Origin of the sequence: Microbacterium sp. K41, from assembly GCF_004794395.1 — a bacterium.
Classification (GTDB): domain Bacteria; phylum Actinomycetota; class Actinomycetes; order Actinomycetales; family Microbacteriaceae; genus Microbacterium; species Microbacterium sufflavum.
This window is the reverse complement of the sequence record NZ_SSDO01000502.1, coordinates 1-13,822: the sequence shown is the minus strand read 5'-3', so window position 1 is coordinate 13,822 and position 13,822 is coordinate 1. Positions and strand designations below refer to the sequence as shown.

The window sequence follows — 13,822 nt, the reverse complement described above, 5'->3', positions numbered from 1 at the left end:
GGACGGAGGAGCCATGGGGACGCTGCGCTACTCGATCAACGTGACGCTCGACGGCTCGTGCCACCACGAGGCCGGGCTGCCGCCCGACGAGGAGTCGATGCGCTACTGGACCGCGCAGGTGCGTGAGGCCGACGCCATGCTGTTCGGCCGGGTGACGTACGAGCTCATGGAGTCCGCGTGGCGCCGCCCCGCCTCCGGCACGTGGCCGGAGTGGATGCGCCCGTGGGAGGTGCCGTTCGCCACGGCCATCGACCGCGCCCGCAAGTACGTGGTCTCGAGCGGCCTCGACGCGGTCGACTGGAACGCCGAACTGCTCCGCGGCGACCTCGTCCAGCAGGTCGCACGGCTGAAGACCGAGCACGCACGGCTGTCGGTCGGCGGCGTGACCCTCCCCGTGACCCTGGCTCAGCACGGACTCATCGACGAGTACGAGTTCGTGGTGCACCCGGTCGTCGCCGGACACGGACCGCCGCTGCTCGGCGGGCTCACGGGGCAGTTGCGCCTCGAGCTCGTGGAGCGCCGGGAGTTGCGCTCGGGCGCCGTCGTCACCCGGTACCGGCCGGCGAGCTGACCGGCGTCCCGCGCGCACGGAGACGGCGGGCGGCCGCTGTCTGGCTGACCACCCGCCGCCGTTCCGCGGGGATGTCACGCGGTCGCCGCGCGCCCCCGGACGGTCTGCGGCTGCGGCTGCGAGAACAGCACGACCACGATCACGGCCGCGCCCACGACCACGTGCGGAAGCCAGACGTTCAGGGGCTGGTCGGCGAAACCGAACAGCCACGGCGAGAGCGCCAGGAACAGGCTCGCGACGATGTCGAACACCAGGTGCACGGGCATCGGGATGAGCCCGAACGGACCCCATTCGTACTTCGTGAACAGGCTGTAGACGATGAGCCCGACGCCGAGGACGATCGGGATGACGACGGCGGCACCGCCGACACTCGCGAAGCCGAACAGCCAGGGCGCGGCGATCAGGGCGATCCCGACGACGTAGTCGAGGATTCCGTGGACCTTGGTGGGGATGAAACGCATGATTCCTCCTTGTGTGGCGCCGCTGTGCGCGACTCACCAAGGGTTCGCAGCCATCGCCCGATCGGATTGGATGTCGCGGATCGGTGCGCGCGCGTCAGGCCCGCGCCCACCCGTAGCGGGCGGCCAGGGCCGAGGCGACCCTGGCGTAGCGCTGGCGGTCGAGCGCAGCCGCCTCCCTCCGCAACCCGCGCTCGTGCACGCTGTACAACTGTTCGATGTCCACCCACGACTCGCGACCCTGGGCGTCCCAGGCGCCGGAGCCGATCGAGAGGTAGTCGCGGTCGCCGTCATGCGGACGGCTGGTCATCCGTACGGCGTACACACGGTCGTCGGACTGCCGCCCGATCACGAGCACCGGCCGGTCCTTCCCCCGCCCGTCCCCCTCCTCGTACGGCACCCACGTCCACACGACCTCGCCGGCGTCGGGGGCCCCGTCCCGTGCCGGGGCGTAGGCGACGCGGAGCGCGCGGATCCGCGCGGGGTCGATCCTGATCGTCTCGGTCCCGGCGGTCCGCCCGGCATCGAGCGTGTCCGCCTGTCGCGGTGAGCCGTGGCGGGCGGCCTGCTCCTCAGGTGTGCGCAGACGCGCGGTCGGGCGCCTCGGACCGGAGGTGGTCCGAGACGCCCGACCGGAGTTCACCGCCTTGAGCAGGATCTCCGCGAGTGTCGTCAGGATGCCGTTGGTCTTGCCCACACGGTCACCCTAACCGCGATCACGCGTCCGCGAGCGCGTAGCCCTCCTCGCCGTGGACGACCTGGTCGACGCCGGCGATCTCGTCCTCGCTCGTGATCCGGAAGCCGATCGTCTTCTGGATCGCGAAGCCGATCACGAAGGCCACCACGAAGGAGTAGATCAGCACGCCGAGCGCGGCGATCACCTGGACCGCGAGCTGACGGGCGTCGCCGCCCACGAACAGGCCGGTGCCGGTGGCGAAGAAGCCGAGGTACACGGTGCCGATGAGGCCGCCGACGAGGTGGATGCCCACGACGTCGAGCGAGTCGTCGAAGCCCAGGCGGAACTTCAGCTCGACGGCCAGCGCGCACACCACACCGGCGACCGCGCCCAGCAGCAGCGACCAGCCGGGCGTGAGGTTGGCGCAGGCCGGGGTGATCGCGACCAGACCCGCCACGGCACCCGAGGCGGCGCCGACCGAGGTCGCCTTGCCGTCCTTGATGCGCTCGATCAGGATCCAGCCGAGGATCGCCGCCGCCGTCGCACCGAGCGTGTTCAGGCCGATGAGCCCGACGCCGCCCATGTCCTCCGCGAGCCACTCGGCACCGGCGTTGAAGCCGAACCAGCCGAACCACAGCAGCGCGGCGCCCAGCAGCGTCAGCGGCACGTTGTGCGGCTTGAGGATGCCCTTCTGGAAGCCGATGCGCTTGCCGAGCACGAGCGCCAGGGCGAGAGCAGCCGCACCCGCGTTGATGTGCACCGCGGTCCCACCGGCGTAGTCGATGACGCCGATGCCGTTATCCTCCCCGAACAGCGTCGTGCCGAGGTTCATGATCCAACCGCCACCCCAGACCCAGGCCGCCACCGGGAAGTAGCCGACCGTGGCGAACACGCCAGCGAAGATCAGCCAGCTGCCGAACTTGGCGCGGTCGGCGATGGCGCCGGAGATCAGCGCGACCGTGATGATCGCGAACGTGGCGCCGTAGGCGACGCCCAGGAGCGCGACGTTCGATCCCTCGCCCGATGCCAGGTTCGAGAGGCCGAAGTCGGCGAACGGGTTGCCCGCGAACGCGGTCGGGCTGTCGACGGCGCTCATGGAGAAGCCGAAGAGAATCCACAGCACGGCGACGAGTCCGATGGAGCCGAAGCTCATCATCATCATGCTGACGACGCTCTTCGCCTTGACGAGACCGCCGTAGAAGAAGGCGACGCCGGGCGTCATGAGCAGAACGAGCGCCGTCGCGGTGATCGCCCACGAGATGTTGCCGGGAGCATCCATAAGGAAAACCTCACATCCGAAGTAATTGAGAGCTTCAGTGTGACCACGCACGGTTTCGCCCATGCGTGAGGTTTGTTTCCCCGCTGTTACAGCGTGCGCTCCGGTGTGAACATCGCGTTACGCGGCCCTTCGGGCTTACGCAGAATGCGTGAGGGCGTTGAGGCGGGAGATGGCGCGCAGGTACTTCTTGCGATATCCGCCGGCGAGCATCTCGTCGGAGAACACCGCGTCCAGACCCAGGCCGGTCGCGACGATGGGGAGCTGCGCGTCGTACACCCGGTCGACGAACGCCACGAAGCGCAGCGCCTCGGACTGATCGGTCAGCTGGCGCACACCGCGGAGGCCCACCAGCGCGAGGCCGTCGATGAGGCGGATGTACCGCGAGGGGTGCACCTGGGCGAGGTGCCGGATCAGATCGTCGAACGCGTCGTCGGACGCGGGCCCCTCGGCCCCGTCGATCGCTGCCGCGTAGGCCGCATCATCCCGGACGACCGCGTGGCCGTCGATCGCCCGCTGACGGAAGTCCACGCCGTCGATGCGCAGCGTCTGGAAGCTGTCGGACATCGCGTGGATCTCGCGCAGGAAGTCCTGCGCGGCGAAGCGCCCCTCGCCCAGCGCATTCGGCGGCGTGTTCGACGTCGCGGCGAGCTTGGTCCCGGTGGGCACCAGCTCGCCCAGCAGCCGCGTCATGACCATGGTGTCGCCCGGGTCGTCGAGCTCGAACTCGTCGATGCACAGCAGATCGGCGCCCTTGAGCAGGTCGACCGTGTTCTTGTAGCCGAGGGCCCCGACGAGCGCCGTGTACTCGATGAACGACCCGAAGTACTTCCGGCGGGCGGGCATCGCGTGGTAGATCGACGCGAGCAGGTGCGTCTTGCCGACACCGAAGCCACCGTCGAGGTAGACGCCCGGCTTGAGCTCCGGCTCCTTCTTCGCCCTGCTGAACAGTCCCCCGCGCTTGACCGGGGCGCCGCGGCCCGAGAAGCGCAGCAGCGTCTGCTTCGCCTCCTCCTGCGAGGGATACGCGGGGTCGGCGCGGTAGCTGTCGAACGTGGCCTCGTCGAACTGGGGCGGCGGCACCAGGCTCGCGAGCATCTCGGGCCCGGTGACGGTGGGCGTGCGGTCGGTGAGGTGCACGGTACCGGTGCGGGTGGTCGGGTCGGTCATCACGGTCCTGAATCAGGCGGCGGCCTGTGTCGAAGTCTTACGGATCCGGTGCCGGGGGCACGGGGAGCATCTATCGTCGAAAGAGACGGATCAACACTACGCCGTCTTACCCGACCGCTCGCCCGCTCACCCGCTACGGAGACCCCATGGCCATCGAGTTCGACTCCTCCTCCTCCAAGTTCGCCGAGTATGCCGAGCCCGGACGGCTCGTGACGACGCAGTGGCTGGCGGAGCGGCTCGGCGCTCCCGGGCTCGTCGTGGTGGAGTCGGACGAGGATGTGCTGCTCTACGAGACCGGCCACATCCCCGGTGCCGTGAAGGTCGACTGGCACACGGAGCTGAACGACCCCGTGGTCAGGGACTACGTCGACGGCGAGGGCTTCGCGGCGCTGCTGAGCCGCAAGGGCATCGCCCGCGACGACACGGTCGTGATCTACGGCGACAAGAACAACTGGTGGGCGGCGTACGCGCTGTGGGTGTTCTCGCTCTTCGGGCACGAGGACGTGCGACTGCTCGACGGAGGCCGTGACCGCTGGATCGCGGAGGGTCGCGAGCTGAACCGCGAGGTCACCGAGCGCCCGACCACCGAGTACCCGGTGGTGGAGCGCGACGACTCCGTGATCCGCGCCTACAAGGAGGACGTTCTCGCCCACCTCGGCAACCCGCTCATCGACGTCCGCTCCCCCGAGGAGTACAGCGGCGAGCGGACCACCGCCCCGGCCTACCCGGAGGAGGGCACGCTGCGCGCCGGTCACATCCCGACCGCGCAGAGCGTGCCGTGGGCCAAGGCGGTCGCGGAGGACGGCGGCTTCAAGAGCCGCGCCGAGCTCGAGGCGATCTACCGCGTCGGCGCCGGGCTGAAGGACGGCGACGACGTGGTGGCCTACTGCCGGATCGGAGAGCGGTCGAGCCACACCTGGTTCGTGCTGAAGCACCTCCTCGGCTTCGAGAACGTGCGCAACTACGACGGATCCTGGACCGAGTGGGGCAGCGCGGTGCGCGTTCCGATCGTCACGGGAGCCGAGCCCGGCACGGTCTGACCGTGGGACAATGGCGGGGATGAGCGCCACCGACCTGCCCGACACCCTCGCCGAGATCCGCGACGGTTTCCTGGAGACTCCTGAGGCCGACCGCCTCCTGCTCCTCCTCGAGTTCGCCGACGAGCTGCCTCCGGTGTCTGAGGAGGTCGCGAACCACCCCGAGATGTGCGAGCGCGTCGCCGAGTGCCAGTCGCCCGTGTACATCTACGTCGAGGTGAACGACGACATCGTGACGATGCACGCGACCGCACCGGAGGAGGCGCCCACCACGCGCGGCTTCGCGAGCATCCTCGTGCAGGGCATCACGGGCCTCACCTCCGACCAGGTCCTGGCGATCCCGGAGGACTACCCCCAGTCGATCGGGCTCACCAAGGCCGTGTCGCCGCTGCGCATCGGCGGGATGACGGGAATGCTCATGCGCGCCAAGAACCAGGTCAGGCAGAAGCGCTGAGATTCTGGTCCGCCAGCCACGACGTGATCGCGGTGCTCCAGCCCCGCTCATCGTAGTTCCACAGCTTCGTGTGGCGGGCGACGGTGAACCGCGGCATGGTGACCAGATCGGGTCGCGCCTCCTGCAACGCCCGTGACGCGTCGACGGGCACGAAGCCGTCGTCGTCGCTGTGCAGGATCAGGATCGGTGCGGCGAGCTCGTCGGCGCGCGCGACCATGTCCAGCCGGTCGAACAGGATCGGCTCGTCGGCGCCGCTCAACCGCGCCGTGAGCGGCAGCTGCAGGGCGCTCATCGCCAGGTCGGGCAGCGGGGGCCGGACGCGGAGGAGCTTCGCCTGGAAGCGCAGCACCGTGCGCCAGTCGACCACCGGGGACTCGAGGATGACACCGGCGATCCGGTGCCGGTTGCCCGAGCTCACGGAGGCCTGCAGCGACACCGCGCCGCCCATGGACCAGCCCATCAGCACGACACGCTCGGCGCCGTGGCGCAGCGCGTAGGCGATGGCGGCGTCGACGTCGCGCCACTCGGACGCCCCGAGGGCGTAGGCGCCGGCCCGCGTGCGCGGTGCCTCGCCGTCGTTGCGGTACGACACCACGAGGTTCGGCAGCCCGGCGGCGTGCAGCACGGGCACCGCGCGGAGGCACTCCGACCTGGTCGTGCCGCGGCCGTGCACCTGGATCACCCAGGTGGACGACGACGCCGGGAAGAACCAGGCGGGGCACGGCCCGGCGGGCGAGCCGATCAGCACGTTCTCCCACCGCAGGTGCAGCTCGCTGGGAGAGGTGTAGTAGGAACCGCTGAACGAGGCGCCGCGGTCGACGCTGGCGCCCGGCTCGATCTTGGTGAGCAGCTTGCGACGCACCGTCGTGCTGTCCGCGCTCAGCACGGCCCCCAGCTTCACGTAGCCGTAGGTCCCCGTGGTGAAGAGCCCGTAGCGCCCCGGCAGCTCGGTGTCGAGAGTGCGACCGAGCTCGATGGTCTGCGCACCGGTGTCGATCGCGAGGATCTCCGTGTCTGGCACCTTGCGCATCGGGGTGACCACGCGTCGCGCGACGGCGAGCACCAGGAATCCGGCGGCGGCTCCCAGCGCGAGGAGCGCGGGGACAATGAACTGGGCGGCGTGCCTGAGACTCTTCATCGCCTTCCGACTCTAGCCTGTTGCCGTGACCGCACATCCCGAGGCCGGGACGCCCTTCGACAGCGCCGTCGCCGAACTGCGTGAGACCGCGTTCCGCGATGACATCACGGTGCGCGAGATCCCGACGCCGCAGGGCCTCGCCCCGTTCGCGATCGCGCTCTCCGCCGATGTGCGGCCCGGCGAGGACGGCGACTCCGTGTACGGCACCGGCCGGTTCATCCTGCTCCACGATCCCGACGAGCCGGATGCCTGGGGCGGCGCCTGGCGCATCGTGATCTTCGCGCAGGCGCCGCTGGAGACGGAGATCGGCACCGACCCGCTGCTGGCCGACGTGACGTGGTCGTGGCTGGTGGACGCGCTCGACTCGCGCGGCGCGGTCTATCGCGCGCCGTCAGGCACCTCGACCAAGACGCTGTCCAAGGGTTTCGGCGGCCTGGCCGACGAGGGCGACGGGGCACAGATAGAATTGCGGGCGTCCTGGACACCGGATGGCCCCTTCCGACCGCACGTCGAAGCGTGGGCCGAGCTGGTCGGCATGCTGGCGGGACTTCCGCCGGGCTCCGAGGGCATCGCCGTGATCGGCGCGCGAAAGGCTGTACGTGACTGAATACTCCGTGATCTCCGACACCGAGGAGTTCCTGGCGGCGTGCGCGGCGCTCGTGGCGGGCTCCGGCCCCGTGGCGGTCGACGTCGAGCGGGCGTCCGGTTTCCGCTACTCGCAGCGGGCCTACCTGGTGCAGGTGTTCCGTCGCGACAGCGGCGTCTTCCTGTTCGATCCTCCGGCGATCGGTGACATGGGCGCACTGCAGACCGCGATCGGCGATGTGGAGTGGGTGCTGCACGCCGCGAGTCAGGACCTGCCGTCGCTGCGGGAGCTGCACCTCGAGCCGCGCACGATCTTCGACACGGAGCTGGCGGCGCGGCTGCTCGGTCACGACCGCGTCGGGCTCGCGGCGGTGGTGGAGGACACGCTGGGCATCACGCTGAAGAAGGAGCACTCGGCGGCTGACTGGTCGACCCGTCCGCTCCCCGCCGCCTGGCTCGAGTACGCCGCGCTCGACGTGCTGCACCTGGTGGACGTGCGCAACGCCCTGGTCACCGAGCTCGAGGAGCAGGGCAAGACCGACTTCGCCGCCGAGGAGTTCGCGGCCACGCTGGCGCGCACGCCCAAGGCCCCGCGCGAAGATCCGTGGCGGCGCCTCAGCGGGTTGCACCAGGTGCGCGGCGCCCGTAACCTCGCCGTCGCCCGCGCCCTGTGGGAGGCGCGGGAGATGTACGCGCAGCAGCAGGACATCTCCCCCGGAAGGCTCGTCCCCGACCGCTCGCTCGTGGCGGCCGTGCTCGCCAACCCCGCGTCGAAGCAGGCGCTGGCCGGCATCAAGGAGTTCCAGGGTCGCGCGAGCCGCACCCAGCTCGACCGCTGGTGGCAGGCCATCGTCGACGGTCGCGCGGCCGAGCAGCTGCCGCGCGAGCGCGTCCCCAGCGACACCCTTCCCCCGCCGCGCGCCTGGTCCGACCGGAACCCCGAGGCGGACGCACGGTTGAAGGCCGCACGACCCGCGGTCGAGGCGGTGGCGGAGGAGCTGGGCATGCCCACCGAGAATCTCCTCACGCCCGACTACCTGCGCCGCGTGTGCTGGGACTCCCCCGGCACCACCGCGGCGGAGATCGGCGACGCCCTCGCCGCGCTCGGTGCGCGTCCCTGGCAGATTGAACAGACCGCACAGAAGATCGCGGACGCCTTTGTAGAGGCGGCGCAAGCGCCCGACACCACCTCCCCGACCGCTTCGTAGGTTCGATCCAACCGATTCCTCCCGGTTTTCACGGCTTCCTAGACTGAGGTCAACCCCAAGAAACCTGGAGGCAGAGTGGCCGAGATCTCGGACGTCTTCTTCGTCGATGGCGTGCGCACCCCGTTCGGGCGCGCCGGCGAAAAAGGCATGTACTGGAACACCCGCGCGGATGACCTCGCCGTCAAGGCGACCATCGGGCTGATGGAGCGCAACGCCGCCGTGCCGGCCGACCGCATCGACGATGTCGCCATCGCGGCGACCAGCCAGACCGGTGACCAGGGGCTCACGCTCGGCCGGTCCGTCGCGATCCTGGCCGGTCTCCCCCAGACGGTGCCCGGACTCGCGGTGGAGCGCATGTGCGCGGGCGCGATGACCAGCGTCACCACGATGGGCGCGTCGATCGGCGTCGGCATGTACGACCTCGCCCTCGCGGGTGGCGTCGAGCACATGGGCCACCACCCGATCGGCTCCAACGCCGACCCCAACCCGCGCTTCGTCGCCGAGAAGATGGTCGACCCTGGCGCACTCAACATGGGTGTCACGGCGGAGCGCATCTTCGACCGGTTCCCGCACCTCACCAAGGAGCGCTCCGACCGCTTCGGCATGCTGAGCCAGCACAAGGTGCAGGCGGCGTACGACGCCGGCAAGATCCAGCCCGACCTGGTTCCCGTCGCGATCAAGGGCGCCGACGGCGCATGGGGTCTGGCCACCGAGGACGAGGGCCGTCGCCCGCAGACCACGATGGAGGACCTCGCCGGGCTCAAGACGCCGTTCCGTCCGCACGGACGCGTCACGGCGGGCACGTCCTCGCCGTTGACCGACGGCGCGACCATGTCGCTGCTCGCCGGTGGGGGTGCGGTGAAGGAGCTCGGTCTCGCGCCGAAGATGCGCATGGTGGCGTTCGCCTTCGCGGGCGTGCAGCCGGAGATCATGGGCATCGGCCCGATCCCGTCCACGGAGAAGGCGCTCAAGAAGGCCGGACTCGACATCTCCGACATCGGGCTGTTCGAGCTGAATGAGGCGTTCGCGATCCAGGTGATCTCGCTCCTCGACCACTTCGGCATCGCCGACGACGACCCCCGCGTCAACCAGTGGGGCGGGGCGATCGCGCTCGGACACCCCCTCGCGGCCTCCGGCGTCCGACTGATGATCCAGCTCGCCGCACAGTTCGCCGAGCGTCCCGACGTCCGCTACGGCCTGACCGCGATGTGCGTCGGCCTCGGTCAGGGCGGCTCGGTCATCTGGGAGAACCCGCACTACGACGGAAAGAAGAAGAAGTGAGCTACGACGACGTCGACTTCTCGCCCATCCAGGCGCTGACGGAGGGCGAGGTGATCACGCACTCCCCCGTGCGCGACATCCGCCTCCCCTCCGGCAAGGTCCTCGCCCTCATCACCCTCGACAACGGCCGCGACCACACGCGCCCGAACACGCTCGGGCCGGCCACGCTCACCGAGCTCGGCGAGACGCTGGACGCGCTGAAGGCACGGGCGGCGTCCGGGGAGATCCAGGCCGTCGGCATCACGGGCAAGCAGTACATCCTGGCCGCCGGCGCCGACCTGTCCGACATCAGCAAGGTCGGCTCGCGCGACAACGCCCGCCTCATCGCGCAGCTCGGGCACCGGGTGCTCGGCAAGCTCGGTGAGCTCGGCGTGCCGTCGTTCGCGTTCGTGAACGGTCTGGCGCTCGGTGGAGGGCTGGAGATCGCGCTGAACTCCAGCTACCGCACCGTCGACGCCTCGGCCGCCGCCGTGGCGCTCCCCGAGGTGTTCCTCGGCATCATCCCCGGCTGGGGCGGCGCCTACCTGCTGCCGAACCTCATCGGCATCGAGAACGCGCTCGAGGTCGTCATCTCGAACCCGCTCAAGCAGAACCGCATGCTGAAGCCGCAGCAGGCGTTCGACCTGGGCATCTTCGACGCGATCTTCCCCGCCGCGAACTACCTCGAGAACTCGCTGACCTGGGCCGACGCGGTCCTCGGCGGCAAGAAGGTGGAGCGCAAGAACGAGCCGGGCAAGATCGAGCGGCTCACCAAGTGGCCGATCGCGATCAAGATGGCGCGCGGCATGCTCGAGTCGAAGATCGGCACCGTGCCGAAGTCGCCGTACGCGGCGCTCGACCTGCTCGACAAGGCCAAGAGCGGCACCAAGGCCGAGGGCTTCGCCCGCGAGGACGAGGCACTGGCCGAGCTCGTGACCGGCGATCAGTTCGCCGCCTCGATGTACGCCTTCGATCTCGTGCAGAAGCGGGCCAAGCGCCCGGTCGGCGCGCCCGACAAGGCGCTCGCGAAGAAGGTCACCAAGGTCGGCATCATCGGCGCCGGACTCATGGCGAGCCAGTTCGCGCTGCTCTTCGTGCGCAAGCTCCAGGTCCCCGTCCTCATCACCGACCTCGATCAGGCGCGGGTCGACAAGGGCGTGGCGTACATCCACGACGAGATCGGGAAGCTGGAGGGCAAGGGGCGCCTCGACGCCGACACCGCCAACAAGCTGCGCGCGCTGGTCACGGGCACGACCGACAAGAGCCTGTACGCCGACTGCGACTTCGTGATCGAGGCGGTCTTCGAAGAGGTCGGCGTCAAGCAGCAGGTCTTCGGCGAGATCGAGAAGATCGTGGCGGAGGACACCATCCTCGCCACGAACACCTCCTCGCTCTCGGTCCAGGAGATCGGCGCGACGCTCGCTCACCCGGAGCGCCTGGTCGGGTTCCACTTCTTCAACCCGGTCGCCGTCATGCCGCTGATCGAGATCGTCAAGACGCCGAGCACCTCCGAGGCCGCGCTGTCCACGGCGTTCGTGGTCGCGAAGAACCTGGGCAAGAACGCGGTCCTGACCGCCGACGCACCCGGCTTCGTGGTGAACCGTCTGCTGGCCAAGGTCATGGGCGAGGCTGCGCGCGCGGTCTACGAGGGCACCCCGATCGCCGAGGTGGAGAAGGCGTTCGCGCCGCTCGGCCTGCCGATGGGGCCGTTCCAGCTGATCGACCTGGTCGGATGGAAGGTCGCCGCCCACGTGCAGGACACGATGGTGCACGCCTTCCCCGACCGGTTCTACGCGAACGAGAACTTCCACGCCCTCGCCGCGCTCGACCAGGTCGTGGAGAAGGACAAGGGCGGCCGGGTGGTCGGCTGGAGCAAGCAGGCCGAGAAGGTCATCAAGCCCGCACTCGGCAAGAGTCCGGCCTCTGCGGCGACCATCCTGCAGCGCGTGCAGGACGGCCTGGCGACGGAGATCAAGCGGATGCTGGACGAGGGCGTCGTGCCCGAGGTGGAGGACATCGACCTGTGCCTCATCCTCGGCGCAGGCTGGCCGTTCATCGACGGCGGCGCCTCGCCATACCTCGACCGCGAGGGCGCTTCGGAACGCGCCTTCGGCGGCTCGTTCCACACGCCGCAGATCCGCGGCATCGAGAACCGCTGATCAGTCCGACGACGGGGGCCGTGCCGAGCGCGCGGCCCCCGTCGTCGCGTCCTGGGCAGGGCGCTCGTCGGGATCCCCGCGGCGCGGCCAGTGCGACATCGCCCGTTCCGCCAGGGCGGTGATGGTGAGCGACGGGTTGACACCGGGGTTCGCGGGGACTGCAGCACCGTCCACGACGTGCAGCCCGGGATGACCCCAGACGCGGTGGTACTCGTCCACGACGCCGGTCTCGGGGGCCGAGGAGATGACCGCCCCGCCGAGGAAGTGCGCCGTCAGCGGGATACCGAACACCTCCGGCCACGACCCGCGCGCCTCGGCACGGATCCCGCTCTCCTTCTCGAGCCGCGCCGCGATCGCCTGCGCCGCACGGTGTGCCTCCGGCAGGTGACTCGGGTTCGGCGCACCGTGCCCCTGCGCGCTGGTCAGACGCCAGCGCCCGAACCGCCGCCGCAGCGACAGCGTGAGGGAGTTGTCGGCGGTCTGCATGACGAGGGCGATGATCCCGCGCTCGCTCCACCGCCGGAGCGACCCGAGCCGGACCGCGGTGACCGGTGCGCGGAGGATTCCCCGCACGAGCGCTGCCAGGCGTCCGGGCAGCGACCTCTCCCCCGGCACGAGCACGGTGGCCAGAGCTCCCATCAGGTTCGACCCCGGACCGTAGCGGACGTTCTCGACGTGGGTGCGCTCGTCCACGTGGAAGGACGTCGTGATCGCCACACCCCGCGCGAGCTGAAGCTGCTCCGGAACGCGCACGGCCACGGCGCCGTCGAGCGCCTCGGAGTTCGTGCGGGTCAGGCGCCCCACGGCGTCGGGTATCCGAGGGAGCGCGCCGGTGTGCTTCATCCGGTGCAGCAGCTGCTGCGTGCCCCAGGTGCCGGCGGCGAGCACGACCTCCCGCGCCGTCACGGTGCGGGCCCGGCGCCGCAGCCAGGCCCCGCTGCGCACGGTCGTGATCGCGAAGCCGCCCGTCGCCAGCTCCCGCACCTCGGTGACCGTGCGGAGGGGCTCGATCGCAACCCCGCGTCGCTCCGCCAGCGCGAGGTAGTTCTTCACCAGGGTGTTCTTCGCGCCGACGCGGCACCCCACCATGCAGTTGCCGCAGAGCGTGCACCCCGTGCGGTCGGGACCCTCCCCGCCGAAGTACGGATCGGGCACGCGGCGCCCCGGCTCGCCGAACCACACCCCGACGGGTGCCCGGCGGAAGCTCTCCCCCACGCCGAGGTCATCCGCGGCGCCCGCCATGATCCGTTCGACCGGCCCGCTGTGCGGATACGCATCGACCACGCCGAGCATGCGCTTCGCGGTGGCGTAGTGCGGAGCGAGCGCCGCCCGCCAGTCACGGATCGAGCCCCACTGCGGGTCGGCGAAGAACGCGGGGCCCGGCTCGTAGAGCGTGTTGGCGTAGTTGAGCGAGCCTCCGCCCACACCGGCTCCCGCGAGGATCATGACGTGCGGGAGGCGGTGGATGCGCTGCACGCCGAAGCACCCGAGCGCGGGCGCCCACAGGTACCGGCGCACGTTCCAGCTCGTCTTCGCGAAGTCGTCGTCGGCGAAGCGCCGCCCGGCCTCGAACACGCGGACACGGTAGCCCTTCTCGCTCAGCCGCAGCGCCGCGACCGAGCCGCCGAAACCCGACCCCACGACCACGACGTCCTCATCGAACACGGGCGTCTCCCTCGCTCGGTGGGGTCATCATCGTCAGCGCACCCGTCCGCACGGAGATGGTGCAGACGTCCTCGCCCCGGCGCTCGCCGTCGGCGTACACCACGAGTCCGGGCGCGGCGACCGTGACACGGCGCGCTGCCGTGTGCTGCACCTCGGGGCGGGCCG

General features: G+C 70.3%; 13 protein-coding genes. 7 read left to right on the top strand and 6 right to left on the bottom strand.

Annotated features, from left to right (window positions below; all coding sequences use genetic code 11):
• The first annotated feature begins 13 nt into the window (after nucleotides 1–13).
• Entirely contained in the window at nucleotides 14–571 is a 558-nt protein-coding gene (locus tag DW309_RS16590; RefSeq protein WP_136045998.1) for a dihydrofolate reductase family protein, read from the top strand.
• Nucleotides 572–645: 74 nt separating this feature from the next.
• Here DW309_RS16590 and DW309_RS16585 read toward each other — a convergent pair whose 3' ends face one another.
• The 4 genes from DW309_RS16585 to zapE form a co-directional block, all read right to left on the bottom strand.
• The gene (locus tag DW309_RS16585; protein ID WP_136045997.1) at nucleotides 646–1,032 is read right to left on the bottom strand and encodes an SPW repeat domain-containing protein; all 387 of its coding nucleotides are present in this window, start codon (nucleotides 1,030–1,032) and stop codon (nucleotides 646–648) included.
• A gap of 94 nt (nucleotides 1,033–1,126) precedes the next feature.
• The gene (locus DW309_RS16580; RefSeq protein WP_136033073.1) at nucleotides 1,127–1,726 is read right to left on the bottom strand and encodes a type II toxin-antitoxin system PemK/MazF family toxin; all 600 of its coding nucleotides are present in this window, start codon (nucleotides 1,724–1,726) and stop codon (nucleotides 1,127–1,129) included.
• 19 nt (nucleotides 1,727–1,745) lie between these two features.
• Nucleotides 1,746–2,984 carry an ammonium transporter gene (locus DW309_RS16575; RefSeq protein WP_136045996.1) on the bottom strand — a complete coding sequence of 413 codons (1,239 nt, stop codon included), beginning with the start codon at nucleotides 2,982–2,984 and terminating at the stop codon, nucleotides 1,746–1,748.
• A 135-nt stretch (nucleotides 2,985–3,119) separates the two neighbouring features.
• On the bottom strand, nucleotides 3,120–4,151 hold the full coding sequence (zapE, locus tag DW309_RS16570; RefSeq protein ID WP_136045995.1) for a cell division protein ZapE: 1,032 nt from the start codon (nucleotides 4,149–4,151) through the stop codon (nucleotides 3,120–3,122).
• 146 nt (nucleotides 4,152–4,297) lie between these two features.
• On the opposite strand from zapE, the gene DW309_RS16565 reads away from it, so the two are divergent.
• Nucleotides 4,298–5,191, top strand: a complete 894-nt coding sequence (locus DW309_RS16565) for a sulfurtransferase (protein ID WP_136045994.1) — start codon at nucleotides 4,298–4,300, stop codon at nucleotides 5,189–5,191.
• 19 nt (nucleotides 5,192–5,210) lie between these two features.
• Nucleotides 5,211–5,642, top strand: coding sequence for a SufE family protein (locus tag DW309_RS16560; RefSeq protein WP_136036107.1), 432 nt, complete (start codon nucleotides 5,211–5,213; stop codon nucleotides 5,640–5,642).
• Here the strand turns inward: DW309_RS16560 and DW309_RS16555 are convergent.
• Nucleotides 5,626–6,780 carry an alpha/beta hydrolase family protein gene (locus tag DW309_RS16555; protein WP_136045993.1) on the bottom strand — a complete coding sequence of 385 codons (1,155 nt, stop codon included), beginning with the start codon at nucleotides 6,778–6,780 and terminating at the stop codon, nucleotides 5,626–5,628. The two genes, DW309_RS16560 and DW309_RS16555, sit on opposite strands and share 17 nt — an antisense overlap.
• 25 nt (nucleotides 6,781–6,805) lie before the next feature.
• Here DW309_RS16555 and DW309_RS16550 point away from each other — a divergent pair, with 25 nt between their 5' ends.
• From DW309_RS16550 to DW309_RS16535, 4 genes are all read left to right on the top strand, one after another.
• The gene (locus tag DW309_RS16550) at nucleotides 6,806–7,387 is read left to right on the top strand and encodes a DUF3000 domain-containing protein (protein ID WP_136033060.1); all 582 of its coding nucleotides are present in this window, start codon (nucleotides 6,806–6,808) and stop codon (nucleotides 7,385–7,387) included.
• A complete protein-coding gene (locus DW309_RS16545) occupies nucleotides 7,380–8,573 on the top strand; it encodes a ribonuclease D (RefSeq protein ID WP_136045992.1) in 1,194 nt (397 codons plus the stop codon). Before DW309_RS16550 ends, DW309_RS16545 begins: the two co-directional genes overlap by 8 nt.
• 75 nt (nucleotides 8,574–8,648) lie before the next feature.
• Nucleotides 8,649–9,854 (top strand): thiolase family protein, encoded by a 1,206-nt coding sequence (locus DW309_RS16540; protein ID WP_136045991.1) that lies wholly within the window; start codon nucleotides 8,649–8,651, stop codon nucleotides 9,852–9,854.
• Nucleotides 9,851–11,992 carry a 3-hydroxyacyl-CoA dehydrogenase NAD-binding domain-containing protein gene (locus DW309_RS16535; protein ID WP_136045990.1) on the top strand — a complete coding sequence of 714 codons (2,142 nt, stop codon included), beginning with the start codon at nucleotides 9,851–9,853 and terminating at the stop codon, nucleotides 11,990–11,992. The genes DW309_RS16540 and DW309_RS16535 overlap by 4 nt, the downstream gene beginning before the upstream one ends.
• Here the strand turns inward: DW309_RS16535 and DW309_RS16530 are convergent, their stop codons facing one another.
• Complete coding sequence (locus DW309_RS16530) at nucleotides 11,993–13,657, bottom strand: GMC oxidoreductase (protein ID WP_136045989.1); 1,665 nt, start codon at nucleotides 13,655–13,657, stop codon at nucleotides 11,993–11,995.
• Nucleotides 13,658–13,822: the final 165 nt, after the last annotated feature.